Origin of the sequence: Acinetobacter sp. YH1901134, from assembly GCF_013416965.1 — a bacterium.
Lineage (GTDB): Bacteria > Pseudomonadota > Gammaproteobacteria > Pseudomonadales > Moraxellaceae > Acinetobacter > Acinetobacter amyesii.
Map to the genome: position 1 here is coordinate 75,445 of NZ_VPEW01000007.1, position 15,950 is coordinate 91,394.

The 15,950-nt window shown below is 42.1% G+C and carries 15 protein-coding genes and 1 riboswitch; of the genes, 6 read left to right on the forward strand and 9 right to left on the reverse strand.

What is annotated here, in order from left to right:
• Positions 1–3: 3 nt before the first annotated feature.
• From FTV50_RS09230 to ftsW, 3 genes are all read left to right on the forward strand, one after another.
• The gene (locus tag FTV50_RS09230; RefSeq protein ID WP_180004693.1) at positions 4–255 is read left to right on the forward strand and encodes a DUF6587 family protein; all 252 of its coding nucleotides are present in this window, start codon (positions 4–6) and stop codon (positions 253–255) included.
• Between the two features lie 159 nt (positions 256–414).
• On the forward strand, positions 415–1,761 hold the full coding sequence (murD, locus tag FTV50_RS09235) for a UDP-N-acetylmuramoyl-L-alanine--D-glutamate ligase (RefSeq protein WP_180024247.1): 1,347 nt from the start codon (positions 415–417) through the stop codon (positions 1,759–1,761).
• 21 nt (positions 1,762–1,782) lie between these two features.
• Positions 1,783–2,979 carry a putative lipid II flippase FtsW gene (gene ftsW, locus FTV50_RS09240; protein WP_078192579.1) on the forward strand — a complete coding sequence of 399 codons (1,197 nt, stop codon included), beginning with the start codon at positions 1,783–1,785 and terminating at the stop codon, positions 2,977–2,979.
• Here ftsW and FTV50_RS09245 read toward each other — a convergent pair.
• The 7 genes from FTV50_RS09245 to FTV50_RS09275 all read right to left on the reverse strand — a co-directional run bounded on the left by FTV50_RS09245 (position 2,968) and on the right by FTV50_RS09275 (position 9,711).
• Positions 2,968–3,228 carry a zinc-ribbon domain-containing protein gene (locus FTV50_RS09245; RefSeq protein ID WP_078192578.1) on the reverse strand — a complete coding sequence of 87 codons (261 nt, stop codon included), beginning with the start codon at positions 3,226–3,228 and terminating at the stop codon, positions 2,968–2,970. The genes ftsW and FTV50_RS09245 overlap by 12 nt on opposite strands.
• 85 nt (positions 3,229–3,313) lie before the next feature.
• Positions 3,314–4,231 (reverse strand): tRNA glutamyl-Q(34) synthetase GluQRS, encoded by a 918-nt coding sequence (gene gluQRS / locus FTV50_RS09250; RefSeq protein WP_373683684.1) that lies wholly within the window; start codon positions 4,229–4,231, stop codon positions 3,314–3,316.
• A gap of 4 nt (positions 4,232–4,235) precedes the next feature.
• On the reverse strand, positions 4,236–4,763 hold the full coding sequence (gene dksA, locus FTV50_RS09255; RefSeq protein ID WP_078189438.1) for an RNA polymerase-binding protein DksA: 528 nt from the start codon (positions 4,761–4,763) through the stop codon (positions 4,236–4,238).
• Positions 4,764–4,972: 209 nt separating this feature from the next.
• Positions 4,973–5,776: a 3',5'-cyclic-AMP phosphodiesterase gene (gene cpdA / locus FTV50_RS09260; RefSeq protein ID WP_180024249.1), complete on the reverse strand. Its 804-nt coding sequence runs from the start codon at positions 5,774–5,776 to the stop codon at positions 4,973–4,975.
• Between the two features lie 10 nt (positions 5,777–5,786).
• A complete protein-coding gene (locus FTV50_RS09265; protein WP_078192575.1) occupies positions 5,787–6,407 on the reverse strand; it encodes an NUDIX domain-containing protein in 621 nt (206 codons plus the stop codon).
• Positions 6,408–6,483: 76 nt separating this feature from the next.
• Positions 6,484–8,379 (reverse strand): phosphomethylpyrimidine synthase ThiC, encoded by a 1,896-nt coding sequence (thiC, locus tag FTV50_RS09270; RefSeq protein ID WP_078189435.1) that lies wholly within the window; start codon positions 8,377–8,379, stop codon positions 6,484–6,486.
• Between the two features lie 116 nt (positions 8,380–8,495).
• A riboswitch (TPP riboswitch) is annotated at positions 8,496–8,622 on the reverse strand.
• A 102-nt stretch (positions 8,623–8,724) separates the two neighbouring features.
• Positions 8,725–9,711 (reverse strand): hypothetical protein, encoded by a 987-nt coding sequence (locus FTV50_RS09275; protein WP_180024263.1) that lies wholly within the window; start codon positions 9,709–9,711, stop codon positions 8,725–8,727.
• Positions 9,712–10,025: 314 nt separating this feature from the next.
• On the opposite strand from FTV50_RS09275, the gene FTV50_RS09280 reads away from it, so the two are divergent.
• Positions 10,026–11,381, forward strand: a complete 1,356-nt coding sequence (locus FTV50_RS09280) for a TolC family outer membrane protein (protein ID WP_180024250.1) — start codon at positions 10,026–10,028, stop codon at positions 11,379–11,381.
• 83 nt (positions 11,382–11,464) lie between these two features.
• Complete coding sequence (phoU, locus tag FTV50_RS09285) at positions 11,465–12,181, forward strand: phosphate signaling complex protein PhoU (protein ID WP_078189433.1); 717 nt, start codon at positions 11,465–11,467, stop codon at positions 12,179–12,181.
• A 57-nt stretch (positions 12,182–12,238) separates the two neighbouring features.
• Here phoU and FTV50_RS09290 read toward each other — a convergent pair whose 3' ends face one another.
• Positions 12,239–14,035 (reverse strand): ABC transporter ATP-binding protein, encoded by a 1,797-nt coding sequence (locus FTV50_RS09290; RefSeq protein ID WP_078189432.1) that lies wholly within the window; start codon positions 14,033–14,035, stop codon positions 12,239–12,241.
• Between the two features lie 172 nt (positions 14,036–14,207).
• On the opposite strand from FTV50_RS09290, the gene FTV50_RS09295 reads away from it, so the two are divergent.
• Positions 14,208–14,834 (forward strand): alpha-ketoglutarate-dependent dioxygenase AlkB, encoded by a 627-nt coding sequence (locus FTV50_RS09295; RefSeq protein ID WP_180024251.1) that lies wholly within the window; start codon positions 14,208–14,210, stop codon positions 14,832–14,834.
• Between the two features lie 230 nt (positions 14,835–15,064).
• Here FTV50_RS09295 and FTV50_RS09300 read toward each other — a convergent pair whose 3' ends face one another.
• Positions 15,065–15,841 carry an IclR family transcriptional regulator gene (locus tag FTV50_RS09300; RefSeq protein WP_180024252.1) on the reverse strand — a complete coding sequence of 259 codons (777 nt, stop codon included), beginning with the start codon at positions 15,839–15,841 and terminating at the stop codon, positions 15,065–15,067.
• Positions 15,842–15,950: the final 109 nt, after the last annotated feature.

Below are 15,950 nucleotides of genomic sequence, written 5' to 3' on the forward strand. Positions count from 1 at the left end.
GACATGCTTGAATCAATAATTATTGCGGTATTGGTGATTTGGAGTGCTGTCGTGGTGTTTAAGAAGGTATTTCCAAAAACATCGAACTCAGTCTTCACAACTTTATCTGGGCACTGTGCAAACCGTGGTTGGAACAGTTTAGCCAAATGGTTAAAGCCAAAAATGGCCGCAGGCTGTGCAGGCGGTTGTGGATGTTCAGCTTCGGATAATTCATCTGCAAAAAAAGCTGAAGTACAAGCGGTGAAGTGGAAATAAGCTCACCGCCCGTTGCGTGAAGAAACCGCCCAAGATGGGCGGTTTTTTTACGAGCGGACACAAAAAAACTGCGAGAAAGTGAAAACATAAAAAGCATTCAAAACAGCAAAGTGCTAACATTTTGTCAGATTTAAAAACCGACTAAAAAATGGGGCGAAAATGTTAATACAGCGTGGTGGATTGAAGGTTGTTGCCGGATTAGGGATTTCTGGTGTTTCCGCAGTGAATTTCTTACATAGCCATGGCTACCGCGTTGCAGTCACCGATTCACGAGCAGTCCCACCGGGTCATGATCAAATTCCAAATGATGTACAAACTAGTTTCGGTCAGTTGGATCAAGATTTATTACTCCAAGCAGAAGAAATTATTATCAGCCCGGGGCTAGATCCAAAATTACCGCAAATTCAGGCGGCCATTGCAGCCAACATTCCTGTGGTTTCAGAAATTCAAATTTTACGTCGTGCGACGGATAAGCCAATTGTCGCGATTACAGGTTCGAATGCGAAAAGTACCGTAACGACTTTATTTGGTCTTATGGCAGCAGATGCAGGCAAAAAAGTGGCAGTGGGTGGAAACTTGGGCCGTCCAGCTTTGGATCTCACCAAAGATGATCCAGAGCTTTATGTTTTAGAGCTTTCAAGTTTTCAATTAGAAACCACGTCGAACTTGGCAGCAGAAGTGGCTGTTGTGTTGAACATGAGTGAAGACCATTTGGACCGTCATGGCGATATGATGGGCTATCACACTGCGAAGCATCGTATTTTCCAAGCGGTGAAAAAAGTGGTGTATAACCGTGATGACTCATTAACACGTCCATTGGTTCCAGATGCTACTCCAATGCAAAGCTTTGGCTTAAATGCACCGGATATGAATCAGTTTGGTATTTTACGCGATACTGATGGCACAATTTGGTTGGCACGTGGTCGTGAGCGTTTACTGAAAAGTGCAGATATGTATATTCAAGGGACTCATAATGTGGCAAACGCCTTGGCATGTTTGGCTTTGGGTGAAGCGATTGGTTTGCCACTAGCAGGCATGTTGGAAACTTTGAAAACCTTTAAAGGTTTAGAGCACCGCTGTGAATTTGTCAAAGAAGTGAATGGCGTTCGTTATTATAACGACTCTAAAGGTACCAATATTGGTGCGACTTTAGCTGCGATTGATGGTCTAGGTGCTGCGATTGAAGCCAAAGGCGGTAAAGTGGCGATTATTTTAGGTGGTCAAGGCAAAGGGCAGGACTTTACTGCCCTGCGTGATTCACTTTCAAAATATGCCAAAGTTGCGGTATTGATTGGTGAAGATCGTCCAATTATTGAAAAAGCGATTGAAGGGACAACCACGCTGATTCATGCTGAAAGTTTGAAACAAGCGGTTGAGCTGTGCCAACAAAATGCGGTAGCCAATGATGTGGTGTTATTGTCTCCAGCGTGCGCAAGTTTTGATATGTTTAAAGGCTACAGTGAGCGTGGACACCAATTTGTTGATTGTGTGAATGCACTCGTTTAAAAGAACGATAAGGAAAGTTGTATGGCTGGGTTGGCTCAGACGACCATAAATAGAATAAATGAAGTTGTAGAGCGTTGGCTTCCTCGGTTACCTGCCGAGGTCAACGTGCGCAATGTTCTGGTGTTCTGTGTTTTGGCATTGTTGTGTATTGGTTCGATCATGGTGGCATCTGCATCTATGCCTTATGCAGAACGCATGCATGAAAATGCCTTTCATTACATTTCACGACACGGTATTTCGATTGCCGCTGCCGCCGCCGCCGCCTATATCGCCTATAAAGTGCCGTTGAATGTTTGGTTTAATAACACCTTCTTTTTATGGATTATCACGATTATCTTACTGGCTGCTGTATTGGCTGTCGGGACAGAGGTCAATGGTTCTAAACGTTGGATTCGTATTGCTGGTTTCACCTTACAGGCTTCGGAAGTCGCCAAAGTCATGATGGCGATATTTACCGCGGACTATGTGGTACGGCGTGCCGAAGAAGTCCGTAATAATATTAAGGGCTTGGTGCGTTTGGCAGTGATTATGGCTGCAACTGTCGGTTTGGTCATGGCAGAGCCCGATTTAGGGGCGACGGTGGTGATTGCCTTAACCATGCTAGGGGTATTCTTCCTCGCAGGAGCACCGTTGATTCAGTTCGCAATTGCCTTTGGTGCGATCATTATGGCCTTTGTGTTCTTGATTTTATTTGAACCTTACCGTTTAGAACGTTTGATGTCCTTCTCAAATCCATGGAATGATCCATTAGGCGCAGGCTACCAGTTGTCGAATGCATTAATGGCTTTTGGTCGCGGTGAATGGTTTGGTGTCGGCTTGGGTCATAGTATTCAAAAAATGTCGTATTTACCTGAGGCTCATACTGACTTCATGTTGGCGGTTTTGGGCGAAGAATTTGGCTTCTTTGGGATTTTGACCGTATTGACGCTGTCATTTGTGATGTTGATCTGCTGTATTCGCATTGGTCATCGTGCTTTACGTCATCAATACTTACGTGCAGGCTACTTGGCTTATGGCATTAGTATTATCTTCTTGCTGCAAATTTTGGTGAATGCCGGCATGAACATGGGCATGCTTCCTACCAAGGGTTTGACCTTACCGTTTATTAGTTATGGGGGGTCTTCTCTGATTATCTGTGCGGTTATGGTGAGTCTGATCTTAAAGATCGATGCGACGACCAAAGAAGTGAACCCAAGTAAAGAAGAATCAAGCTTCTAAATTCGTATCTCGTTGCGGATCGGGAGATGCATGGTGCAGTACACTCGCCGGCATCTCCGTTCCACAATGGAGACATTTGACCAAGCTCGCCTTGGCTTTAGATAGTGGAATCAATGGAATAAAAAATAAAGAAAAATAATTACGTTGCTGTTTCAACTCATACTGAGTTCTGCTGCGGCACACAGGGCAAGTAAATTGGCTCTTTTCAATGACTTTGGTTTTCGGACCAACTCCACAAATAAAAAACATTAGACTCTCCAATGGTCGATTGATCACTTTATTAAAGCATAATTCAATTGAATATCGAGTGATTGGCTCAGATAGGGATGTGGGTTTATTGATAGATTTGAGGCAATGCTGTGCCATGGGGAATTTGTTGAATATCCCACTGCGCAATCGCCTGTTGTAGCATAATACGTGGCGTATCCAAGTCGACTGGCGGTTGGTGTAGGGCTTGTAATGCTTGTTGTAATAAAGGTGCCGCTTGGCTTAAATCAAGAGCTTGAGCCATATTCTGTTTTGACAGTTTTTGTCCCTGATCATTCATTGCCAATGGCAAGTGCATGTATTCAAGGCGCGGATAACCCAAAACTTGTCCGAGCCAAATTTGACGTTCGGTATTGTCCAAAAGATCAGCCCCACGTACAACATGGGTCATCCCTTGTAGGTAGTCATCAACCACGACAGCAAGTTGATAATTGATAATGCCATCACGGCGTTTTAAGACAAAGTCACCCAAATCCTGTTGCAGATTGGAGCAATGCATCCCTTGTAAGCGGTCGGTAAAACAAATGTTCTGTGCATCGACTTTGATTCGAATGGCCTGATCCTGAAGAGGAAGGCCAAGATTACGACATGTACCTTGATAGATATGATTCGAACCGAGCATTTTTCGGGTGCATTGACAAGCATAGACCAAGTCTTGGGCATGCAAATGCGTAATGACTTGCTCATAAATTTCGAGGCGGTCTTTTTGGAAAATGATCTCGGTATCTGGTTCGAATTGAAATGCATCAATACAACGTAAGATATGTTCTTCGCTGCCGGGAAATATACGTGGAATGTCGGTATCTTCGATACGAACGACCCATTGCCCTTGATGGGCACGGGCATCGCAGTAGCTTGCGACTGCTGTAATTAAAGAGCCAAAATGCAAAGGGCCGGTTGGCGATGGCGCAAACCGACCCACGTAATGCTCTGCAGCTTTCCCTCCCTTATCTAAAGGGAGGGCTAGAGAGGAATTACTCAACACAGAATTAACCGTTATTTTGCTTCTCTTTGATCTCTGCAAGTGTTTTGCAGTCGATACATAAAGTTGCTGTTGGACGTGCTTCTAGGCGACGTAAGCCAATTTCGATACCACACGTTTCACAGAAACCGTAGTCATCATTTTTAATCGCTTCAATTGATTGTTCAATTTTACGGATCAGTTTACGTTCACGGTCACGTGTACGAAGTTCAATCGCAAATTCTTCTTCTTGCGTTGCACGGTCGTTCACATCTGGAAGCGCAGTATTTTCGTCTTGCATGGTATTCAAAGTACGGTCTACTTCAGACATTAACTCAGCTTTCCACGCCAATAAGATGTGACGGAAATGCTCAAGTTGCCCTTCAGACATGTATTCTTCATTCTTTTTAGGCTGATAAGGTTCAATACCAAATAAGCTTGCAGTAGAACCACCTTCAGTCGCCTTTGGCTTTGATTTGCGCACGCGTTTGGTAGACTTTTCGTCTACTACATCAGTTTGTTCGTCTAAGACTTGATTTTGGTTGTCATTCGCCATGTAGGGCATTCCTCATCATATGCATATATCTATACGCAAAAAATATGGTGATATGCAAGTTTTTTATCCACCCAACACAGAGTTTCCTTCTGTGGGGGTCGTCATCATATAGACTTTTTCTGCTTATTGATAGTCTTTGATGTTTGGATTCTAACTATCACTTTTCCTTTAGAAGCCATAAAGTAAAGCAAAAAAATCAAATTGAAAAGTTAATAACCTGAAATTTCAACATTAATTTGAGGTTGTTTTAATTTGACCCGAACAACTTCAGTTTTAAATTCACCATTATCATTCAGATAGAGTGCACGATACCCTGGTAAAGCCTCATCTAAGGCAAAATTTTCACTATGCGGTTTGAACTGAACACTGGTCGAAGGCGTCGATAAAAACTGAATATTGCGCCATTGATTAGACGAGTCTTGATGTACGTGTCCGCATAGTACAATTTTGACATTGTCATGGCGTGAAAGCACATCCATCAGATGTTCAGCATTCTTTAATTTGTGCTGATCAATCCAATGCGATTGCATGGCAAAAGGGTGGTGGTGGCATGCCACAATGATATGTTGCTGTGGGTGTGCTGTGAGCAACTGATCTAATTGTTCCAACTGCTGTTGTGATACCCAACCATCGACTTTTCCTTTGACCGCACTGTTCAGTAAAATCAGACACCAATTGCCTAATGCGATGCAGTGAGCACGATCTTTCTGTTGATGAAATGGGAAGCAAGACGCTTCGTCATGGTTCCCCGGAATCTGATAAAACGGAAACGGCTGCTGTTGCATATATTCGAGATAACGCGCATAGGTACGCTCTACCGGCACTTGTGCAAGATCGCCAGTATGGACAAGCGTATCGATGTGATGATGGTTCAACTGAATTTGTTGAATCACATCGTGAAAACTCTGCTCTGGATTCATGCGGACAAATTCAAGATCTTCCTGATCCATTAAATGTGTGTCCGAGATCTGGATCAGTGTCCAGTCGTATTGTGGTGTATCCCTTAAAGTCATGTCCTTCCCCTTAGACATTCCTTGTAGTATGTATTTGTTGTTGTAACCATTGCAAGGCCATAATGACAGGTGCATTTTTTAGCCGACCATTGGTTAATAATTCAGGAATATCAGCATAATCTAAGATATGCAATTGAATATTCTCTCCTTCATCAGGCATGCCAAAGACTCCGCCATGTTCAGGAAGTTCAGCTTCAGCACTATAAAGGTGGAATAATTCCGCGCAGGCACCCGCAGAGGGATAAAAACTAAATAAATGCTGTAGTGCATCTAATTCACAGCCTGATTCTTCCAAACTTTCACGGCGGATGCAGCTTTCAGCAGATTCATCACCATCGAGCACGCCGGCAATAATCTCTAGTTGCCATGGCGAAGTTTCATCATCAATCGCCCCAATGCGGAATTGTTCAATTAAGGCAAATTTTTGTTGTTGATGACTATAGATCAGCACACCTGCTGCTTCAGGACGATGAATCAATTCACGCTGAATGGTTGGAATCATGCTGTCTTGATGGAATAAGCGGTGTCGAAGCTGAACTTTTTCAACTTGAATAAAGCCTTTATAAAGATGTTCACGCCCTTCAATGCTGTAATCTTTTTTGTTATATGTGGCCTGTTTAATAATATTCATAAGCGCTAATTAGGATGAAATCTTCCATTTCATCCTAACCGAGATTTTGTTGAATACAAAAGATTTTTTTTAAGCTTTACACTTTGTGGTACAACTTTTGACCATGTTCATGATAGGCCGCTTTCATGCTTTGTAAACCTGTTTCAATTTCAGGATTAGATTCTGAAGAAAGCTGCATATCTTGCTGATTTTTTGCATAATCTCTCACATTTTGTGTGATTTTCATCGAGCAAAATTTAGGTCCACACATCGAACAAAAATGGGCTGATTTATGTGCTTCTTTCGGCATAGTTTCATCATGCATGCTACGCGCTGTATCAGGGTCTAAGCTCAGATTAAATTGGTCTTCCCAGCGGAATTCAAAGCGTGCTTTGGATAATGCATTATCACGAGCCTGCGCACCGGGATGACCTTTGGCAAGGTCTGCCGCATGGGCTGCAATTTTGTAGGTGATAATGCCATCTTTGACGTCTTTTTTATCTGGTAGACCAAGGTGCTCTTTCGGGGTCACATAACACAGCATCGCGGTGCCGTACCAACCAATCATTGCTGCACCTATCGCAGAGGTAATGTGGTCATAGCCCGGGGCAATATCGGTGGTGAGTGGTCCAAGGGTATAGAAAGGCGCTTCTTTGCATACCTCGAGTTGTAGATCCATATTTTCTTTGATCATATGCATTGGGACATGGCCCGGGCCTTCAATCATGACTTGTACATCATGTTCCCATGCCCGGTGAGTCAATTCACCTAAGGTGCGTAATTCACTAAATTGAGCTTCATCGTTGGCATCTTGAATACACCCTGGACGTAAACCATCACCTAAACTGAATGACACATCATAGGCTTTCATGATTTCGCAGATTTCATCAAAATGCGTATACAGGAAGTTTTCTTCATGATGCGCTAAGCACCACTGCGCCATGATGGATCCGCCACGTGACACAATCCCTGTTAAACGGTTGGCGGTGAGTGGAACATAACGAAGCAGTACGCCTGCGTGAATCGTAAAATAATCGACACCTTGCTCGGCTTGTTCAATCAGTGTGTCTTTGAAAATTTCCCAGGTTAAGTCCTCTGCGACACCATCAACTTTTTCTAAAGCTTGGTAAATTGGCACGGTGCCAATCGGTACAGGGGAGTTGCGAATAATCCATTCGCGGGTTTCATGGATATTTTTACCTGTCGATAAATCCATGATGGTGTCAGCGCCCCAACGAGTTGCCCAAGTCATTTTTGCCACTTCTTCATCAATGCTTGAACCAAGTGCTGAGTTACCAATGTTGGCATTGATTTTCACCAAGAAGTTACGACCAATAATCATCGGTTCACATTCAGGGTGGTTAATGTTGGCAGGGATAATGGCACGACCTTCAGCCACTTCTTGACGTACAAATTCTGGGGTGATTTCAGTTAAATTGCGTGCGCCAAAATTTTGACCGGCATGTTGGCGCATATCAACACCTTCACGCTGGCGCTGATTTTCACGAATCGCAATGTATTCCATTTCAGGGGTGATGATGCCTTGTTTGGCATAATGCATTTGAGAGACATTGTGTCCACGACGAGCGCGACGCGGTTTTGAAATATGCGCAAAACGAATCTCTGCAGTACGAATATCTCGAAGACGCTCTTGTCCAAATTTTGAAGTTAAGGTATCGAGTATTTCCGTATCATTTCGAGACTCAATCCAAGATTCACGGACATTAGGTAGACCTTGATTCAGGTCAATTTGAATATTGGGGTCGGTATAAGCACCAGAGGTGTCATAGACCATAATGGGTAGATTTTTTTCTCCACCCAGACCTGTAGGCGTATCTGTAAGGCTGATCTCACGCATTGGTACGCGAATATCAGGACGTGAGCCTTGGATATAGACTTTCTTTGACGCGGGGAGAATACGAGTGAGATCTTTAGCATCTTGTTCATGCTGAGCAGCGCGATCTGAAGCGGTGAGATTCGTTAATTGGTTCATTGCAATGATCCTTATGAATGACATCAACGAATCAAGCACGACCAAAAACGTGGCAGTTTATCTGATGGATTCACCTGAAAATAAAGGCGTAAAACCAAGAGATAAGAAGGGCTTAAGTTTTTAGATGGCTTGATTCCTACGCAGGTATTAACCTGATCAGGTTCAACGGTACTCATCCTTAAATTTAGCGAACTAAATTTAGATGATCTCAGCAGGAAATTACCTGCGCTCCGTCAAGCTTTGTGCGGATATTAGCATGAAGGCTGTTTTAAAACAGTGTTATTTTTCATCGATTTTCAAGTGCAGAATTTTGGCAAGGCCCGTGTGCAATTGAACTTGCATTGGCTAAGTAGAGGACTGATTTACACAGATGGCGTCACTAAAACAGTCTTTCTTATAATGCGGATCAGGATTGCGGACACCAATTAAATTCAACAGCTGCGCTTCTGATCGCTGATTAGATGCAGCAGTATTTTGATCTAATAATTTTAAAAATAAACGCGCCTGATCTGCCAATTTGGAGTTTTTTAATTGAGCCAAGCGTTCAATTTCTTCTAAAGAACTGGCTTGAATACTGAGGCGGTCTGAAAAATCATTAGAAACGGGACTATGTGCCGAACCAATAAATAACAACTGGCTATATTGATATAGCAATTGTTGTGCATCTTTTTTGTAGGGGCTATCTGGATATTGTTTCAGATAGTCTTCCCAAAAAATAGCACGTGTTGCAATCTCTTGCGGCTCAATGGCTAAACTTTTTTGTAGCAAGGCGGGTTGTGCATTTTGTTCAGCCAGTTTTTCAATGAAGACCTGCTCAGGTTCTTCCATATAAGGCGCAAAAATTTTGGCTAAATATTCAGGACTGCGGCGATAGCGTAACTGTCCTTCACCTGCATCGAACAACTCCACATAAGCTTGGCCTTTATGTTTCAGTAAATACTGATCTCGGGCAGTGAGCTGCTCATAATGATTTTGTTGAATGGTGGGATGCTGAGCCATATCAAAGGCAAATTGTTCGAACGCCATTTGCTGTTGAGCTGTACGTTCAACATGTAAAAAGTTACGATACATTTGATTGGACAAACGCAGTAATTTTTTTTGTTCGTCCGCTTTTAACAGCGGTAAGCAGACTTTGAGATCTTGGTTGATTTGTTCTAAAGCGAAAGTTGTGCGTTGATCGTCTATTTCCAGCATGTTTTTTTCAAGTTTTTGGCACAGCAAAGACAAATCGACTGCTTCTTTTTGAACAGTCTTATTGTTGGGAAACTCTGGTGCAGGTTGAGGTTCAGGCTGTTGTTGGCATCCATTCAACATACTGAAACATAAAAACATTGCACTAAACTTTGCAGGCAGCTGAAAAAATTTTGACACAGGAACTCGATGCGCTATAGAAGTGGTATTGTCCGATGGAATGTCGACTATTTTATAGATGAAACACGTGCAATATGTGTACTATTGTACAGTTCTTTGTTATAGCGTTGTGAGTAGTGTCCGAAAACGACTGAAATTATCCGGTTTTGTCGCATTTGATATAAAAAATTAATAAAAATCATACGGAAATTTGCAAGGATATGATTAGTATCTGCTTAGTTTTAGGCTTGAATATTCAATCTCGGGCATTTGAATATTAGGAATTTACAAAAAAAATGAACAAAAAAGTTGTGGTGGGTCTTTGTTTGCTTTTCACGAGTCAATGGGCGTGTGCGCTAGATCTTGTGCAAGCTTATGAACGTGCAAAACAAGAAGACCCCAATTGGCAAGCCAATAAACTACAATATGAAGCGGATAAATTGAATTTGGGGATTGCCAATGGGAACTTACTCCCGACGGTAACAATCTCCGGAAATGTGACCCGAAAAAATCAAAATTCCAACCAAAGCGGCGCTCAAGCCGGGCTGATCATGCCAGACAGCACCACAACAAGACAAATTGCGCTCACTGCCCGTCAGCCCATTTTTCGTTGGGATGCATGGGAAGGGCTGAAGCAAGTCAAGACCTCGATTAATTTAAGTGAAATCAATCTGCGGATTCAAAAACAAGATCATATTTTAAATGTCTCTGAAGCTTATTTTAATGTCCTACGTCAGCAAGCATTGACGGTTGCCAACTTACAAGAAGAACAGGCGCTTTCTGAACAGCTGCGCATGATGAATGCTAAATTAAAAGAAGGTTTGGTGGCAAAAAGTGATGTCAGCGAAGCCAATGCTCAATATCAAAATGCTCGGGCCAACCGCATGGCGACTAATGTTCAATTGGTTTTGGCGCAGGAACAATTACAACAGTTGATTGGGCCATATCGAGAAAATTTGGCGGTGTTACGTGAAGATTTTCAGTTTGAAAAACCGATTCCAAACAATGTACAAGCGTGGGAAGAACTGGCTCAGGAGCAGAACCTAGGCATTTTACAAGCGCGTATGCAACAACGTTATGCGGAAGATGGCAAACGCGTCGAAAAAGCTGCCTTATATCCTCAGATTGAAGCGGTAGGGACCTATGGGTATAACAAGCAAAGTCCACAATCCATCATGTCGCAAGATGGTCAATTTGATCAGGTGGGGATTGAAATGAACTGGAATGTGTTTAATGGTGGACGGACACAGAAATCCATTAAGCAAGCGGCGATCAATGTTGAAAAAAGCCAAGCACAGGTGGATGCAGCAATTCGAAAAGCACAAACCGATGTAAAAAAATCTTATATGCAAGTCGAAACGGATCAAAGTAAATTACAGGCACGTAAAGCCGCGATGGATTCTTCCGCGCAAGTGTCATTGGCCTCACAAGCCCAGTACCAAGAAGGTCTGAAAACTATGGTTGATGTGCTACTGGCACAGCGTAATGCCTTTTCAGCCCGTCAAGATTATCTGAATTCTAAGTACGATTATTTATTACATGTACTGCAACTCAAAGCCTCCGTTGGGAAATTAACGGAAGCTGATTTAGTGGAAATGAATGCATGGTTGGTCGATCAGAAAAATCAGCCATCGATCCTACTAAAGAAATAGGCCATGGTCATAAAAGTTTCACAATCAATATGCTTTAATATGGCACTAAAATCTGCCGATTCACGTTGTAGTGGAGACTCGCTTTGCCTAATAATCCTGTTTTAAACCATCATATTTCTTCGCAATTCAATGAAGAATTGCAGGATGTGCATACCAAATTTATGACCATGGGTGGTTTAGTGGAGCAGCAGGTTGCAAATGCCATTCATGCCTTATTGGATACGGATGCAACGATGGCGATCGATGTTCAATTTCAAGACAATACGGTGAACCGTATGGAAACTGAAATTGATGAAGCGCTTACCCTGATTTTGGCGCGCCGTCATCCTGCTGCGATTGATCTACGCATGGTGATTGCGATGTCGAAAGCCAACACCGATTTAGAACGGATTGGTGATGAAGCGGCAAAAATTGCCCGTATTGCACAAAGCTTGTGTGAAGAGGGTGGTTCACCGCGTGGTTATATGGAAACACGGCATATTGGCAACCAAGTCCGCGTGATGATTCATGATGCGCTTGATGCCTTTGCACGTTTGGATGTAGATCAGGCTTTACGTGTCCTTTTGGCCGATGCTGATATTGACCGCGAGTACCAATCGGCAACCCGTACCCTCATGACGTATATGATAGAAGATCCACGCCACATTACTCGGGTCATGAATGTACTTTGGGTGCTGCGTTCACTTGAACGTATTGGTGACCATGCTCGAAATATCTCTGAACAAGTGATTTATATGGTGAAAGGTCTAGATGTCCGTCACACCAGTGTTGAAGAAATTGAGCAAAAAGTTCAGCGTTAATTGATTAACATCAAGATGAACGAAGCCCATCAAATGATGGGCTTTTTTCGGTCTAAATTAACTATGTGTTTCTTCGTCTTCTTCAAAAGTACGGGCAATTTTGTCAATATTTAAACTTTTCGCCATCGCATCGAAGATTTGCTTATAGGCACCTTCTTGATGGTACAAATCATGATGCTCCCCGTGTTCTACGATTTGTCCGTCTTTCATCACATAGGTGTAATCAGCATCGATAATTTGTGACAAACTATGCGAAATCATGATGACGGTACGCCCTTGCTTAATTTGATCCAGACTATTTTTAATTTGTTCAGCCGCGATCGCATCTAAACTTGCAGTTGGTTCGTCCAAGAAAATAATCGGCGGATTTTTCAGGAACATGCGTGCCAAGGCAATGCGCTGTTGCTGTCCACCCGAAAGCAGTAAGGCATCTGCTTCATAGGCATGCGGAAGTTTTAAGATCTGATCATGGATCGAGGCTTTTCGTGCTGCATCAAAGACTTCTTGTTCTGTAGCTGTACTTTTGCCGTAGCGAATATTTTCAAAAATTGAACCTGGGAAAATATGATTTTTTTGTAAAACCAAACCAATATTTTCACGTAAATACTGCGTATCAATCTGTTCTAAATCGATGCCATCGAGTTTGATATTGCCCGCTTGAGGATGATAAAACTTATCCAGTAAGCTAATTAATGTCGATTTACCAGCCCCAGATAAACCAACCAAGGCGGTGATTTTGTTCGGTTGGATGGTCATATTGATACGGTGTAATGCCTGAAAACCATTGGGATAACTAAAGTCGACATTGCTCAATTCAAATTGACCTTGAATCGGAGGCTGGGCAGTACCACTGGTTTCAATTTCATGATCCGCTTCTAAGATGTTAAAGAAGCTTTCTGAATAAATCATCGCAGAGTTAATTTCATCATAGATACGATGCAGCGAGCGAATCGGGGCAGAGACATTATTAAATAACAACACGTGATACATAATCATCCCGATACTCATTTGCCCATCCAAAACAAAATAGGCCGTCAGAATGATGATCAGCACTACACCGACCTGTTCAATAAAGGTTTTGAGTCCGTCAAAGATATAACTGGTTTGCCGTGTCTGCATCTGGTTTTCAGTCAGCGACTTTTGCAGATTTAATTGCTTTTTCGATTCGACGGCTTCTTTGTTAAAAGATTTAATGACCGTTATCGAATTGATAATACTCAGAATACCCTGATTTTTCTTTTCAAAATTATCGCGTAGGGCACGGCGTTTGCCTGCCAGTTTTTGTGATTGTTTAAAGGTCAGCCAAAAATAAATCGGCACGATAATTGTGGCCACCACGCCAACCCAAACATTGGCATAATACATTAAGCCCAGTGCAATAATCGCACTGGTAAAAAGCGGTAAAATATCAATAAAAAAGATTTGAACTAGTCGTGTGAGCGAGCTGACACCCCGATCAATTCGAGTTTGGAGCTTACCTGCTTGGTTGTCTTGTTGATCGAAGAATGCCAATCGATAGGTGATAAATTTTTCAATAATGCCTTGGGACAAATCCTGAGAAATTAAAATACGTAATTTTTCACCAAACGATTTTTGTCCAAATTGCACGATGGCATTGATGACTTCTTTTCCCAGTAAAACTACGGTGATGGTGATTAATATATGCCAACCATTGGCTAGACCGAGGCCTTGCTGTAAAAGCTGATTGATGCTGTCTACGGCATATTTGAGTGTCAGGGCATTCACCTGTGCCGTGAGTGAGCCAATTAAGGTCAAGATCAGCGTCACGACCACCAGCCAGCGGTATGGCTGTACGAATGGACGTAATTTTTGGAAAAGCTGCCACAGGTTCATAAGCAATTATTTTTATTGTGAATATGAGCTTTAGTCTAAGACTGAAAATTCTATGCGACAAGTAATGACAATGTTTTGATTTGTGACGAGAGTTTTTCGGCTAAGATATTTTTTAAATGTGCTCACGACATCAGCATCACGCTGCTGTGCCAAACAGTGTTGAGTTGAACCGATGAATTTTGAATTATTTACGCCTGAACCGCATGCAAATCTGTTGCCCTATGATGGTGAAGTTGAAGATTATGGATTGATCTTCAATGCTGAAGACAGTGAAAAATATTTACACTATTTCCTCACGCAGTTGGCTTGGCAGCATGATGAAGTCATTTTGCATGGACAGTATTTTCAAACGGAACGAAAAGTGGTTTGGTATGGAGATGCTCATTATGAGTATCACTATTCAGGCATGCAAAAGCAGGCATTGATCTGGAATCCAGCTTTACTGCGCTTAAAGAAATATATTGAGCAACGGGTGGGTCAGACGTTTAATTCCTGTTTGGCCAATTTATACGAAAATGGTACGCAAGCGGTGGGGTGGCATAGTGATGATGAGCCATCTTTGCTTTCACCCACACAGCAGGTGGTGATCGCATCTTTGAGTTTTGGTGCAAGCCGAAAGTTTTGCTTTAAACATAAAAGCACTCAAGAGAAAGTACAGCTTTTACTGCAAAGTGGACAGTTGATTGTGATGCGTGGGCAAACCCAACGGTATTGGAAACATGCCCTAATGAAGTCGATGAAAGTGACCGAGCCGAGGGTGAATTTAACCTTTCGTTATTTCTATGATCAACAGCCGTAAAAAAAGCCCATATCTAGATGAGCTTTTTTCTTTCTCTGAGGAAGAGTATAGCGACAATCAACTGAAATCATGGAACACATGGTTGAGATGACTGCTAAAGAACAATAATCATATTATGATAATTTATCTAATATTTATAATTAATAAATTCAATTAATAATATGAATTTATCAGATTAATTAAATATTATCTTTACAACATCGCATCAGTTGTGCGCAATCTGATCAGATTTAAATGGCGTCCGATTCTTCCATCATACTGCTGTATTTTTTCTCAATACGCGCTGTACAGTCTTGCATCATTTCTACGACTTTTTGAAAATTCATAAATTCAAAACGATTTTTAGACGCCAATAGGGTCAAAGCAAGCGGGGGTTCTTTACTGGAAAATTTAATCGGAATCGATAAGCTCGACATATTCGGGTCAACTTCACCATTGGAAAAATAGTAACCCTGCTTTTTAATCTTTTTCATTTGCTGCATAAATTCTTCTTCATTATGCGCAAAACCAACTTGAGATAACTCGTCCGCAAAACGGTGGTAATAATCTAAAATCCGTTGCTTAGGTAACTGCGACAAAATCACTTTAGACGATGAGCCTTTGTACATTGGACGTGGGCTACCTCGACCATATGCCAAGGCAGTATAGTCCTTATACAGTTCATGATGTACATCAATACATGAGTCGATATTCAGATGCGTCAATAAGCAACAAGACTCTGTGCGTTCCACAATTTCTTTCATGAAGGGAATGCTAATTTGCACCAATGGATCGGTGGTGCGAGAAATAAAATCAAGCACAGCAATTTTTGAACCCAGTGTGTAATCGCCAGAAGTCCCACTGAGGCGCTGCAATAATTCAGCAGAAACCAGTTCTTTTAAATAGCGATAGCTCGTTGGTTTAGATAAGCCTAATTCTTCACTAATAATGTCGACATTGATGATGGGACGAGCAACTGAAAATAAGTCGAGTACGGTGAGAATTTTACCAAAACTGGAAAGCGCCATAAGAACCTGCTTGGTCACAATAAAAATGAATCGTTAAGTTACTTTATAACAAATTGCTCGGCCTGATGTTGCGCTTTTCTACATTGAAAATGAAACAAATCTGAAATAT

Bases quoted from the DNA above. Each gene is read 5' to 3' on its own strand.
- FTV50_RS09295 (WP_180024251.1), top strand. From the start codon at position 14,208: ATGAATTTTGAATTATTTACGCCTGAACCGCATGCAAATCTGTTGCCC.
- FTV50_RS09275 (WP_180024263.1), bottom strand. From the start codon at position 9,711: ATGTTTTTATGTTTCAGTATGTTGAATGGATGCCAACAACAGCCTGAA.
- FTV50_RS09245 (WP_078192578.1), bottom strand. From the start codon at position 3,228: ATGTTTTTTATTTGTGGAGTTGGTCCGAAAACCAAAGTCATTGAAAAG.
- thiC (WP_078189435.1), bottom strand. From the start codon at position 8,379: ATGAACCAATTAACGAATCTCACCGCTTCAGATCGCGCTGCTCAGCAT.
- dksA (WP_078189438.1), bottom strand. From the start codon at position 4,763: ATGGCGAATGACAACCAAAATCAAGTCTTAGACGAACAAACTGATGTA.
- FTV50_RS09300 (WP_180024252.1), bottom strand. From the start codon at position 15,841: ATGGCGCTTTCCAGTTTTGGTAAAATTCTCACCGTACTCGACTTATTT.
- FTV50_RS09265 (WP_078192575.1), bottom strand. From the start codon at position 6,407: ATGAATATTATTAAACAGGCCACATATAACAAAAAAGATTACAGCATT.
- FTV50_RS09280 (WP_180024250.1), top strand. From the start codon at position 10,026: ATGAACAAAAAAGTTGTGGTGGGTCTTTGTTTGCTTTTCACGAGTCAA.
- ftsW (WP_078192579.1), top strand. From the start codon at position 1,783: ATGGCTGGGTTGGCTCAGACGACCATAAATAGAATAAATGAAGTTGTA.
- murD (WP_180024247.1), top strand. From the start codon at position 415: ATGTTAATACAGCGTGGTGGATTGAAGGTTGTTGCCGGATTAGGGATT.
- cpdA (WP_180024249.1), bottom strand. From the start codon at position 5,776: ATGACTTTAAGGGATACACCACAATACGACTGGACACTGATCCAGATC.
- FTV50_RS09290 (WP_078189432.1), bottom strand. From the start codon at position 14,035: ATGAACCTGTGGCAGCTTTTCCAAAAATTACGTCCATTCGTACAGCCA.
- FTV50_RS09230 (WP_180004693.1), top strand. From the start codon at position 4: ATGCTTGAATCAATAATTATTGCGGTATTGGTGATTTGGAGTGCTGTC.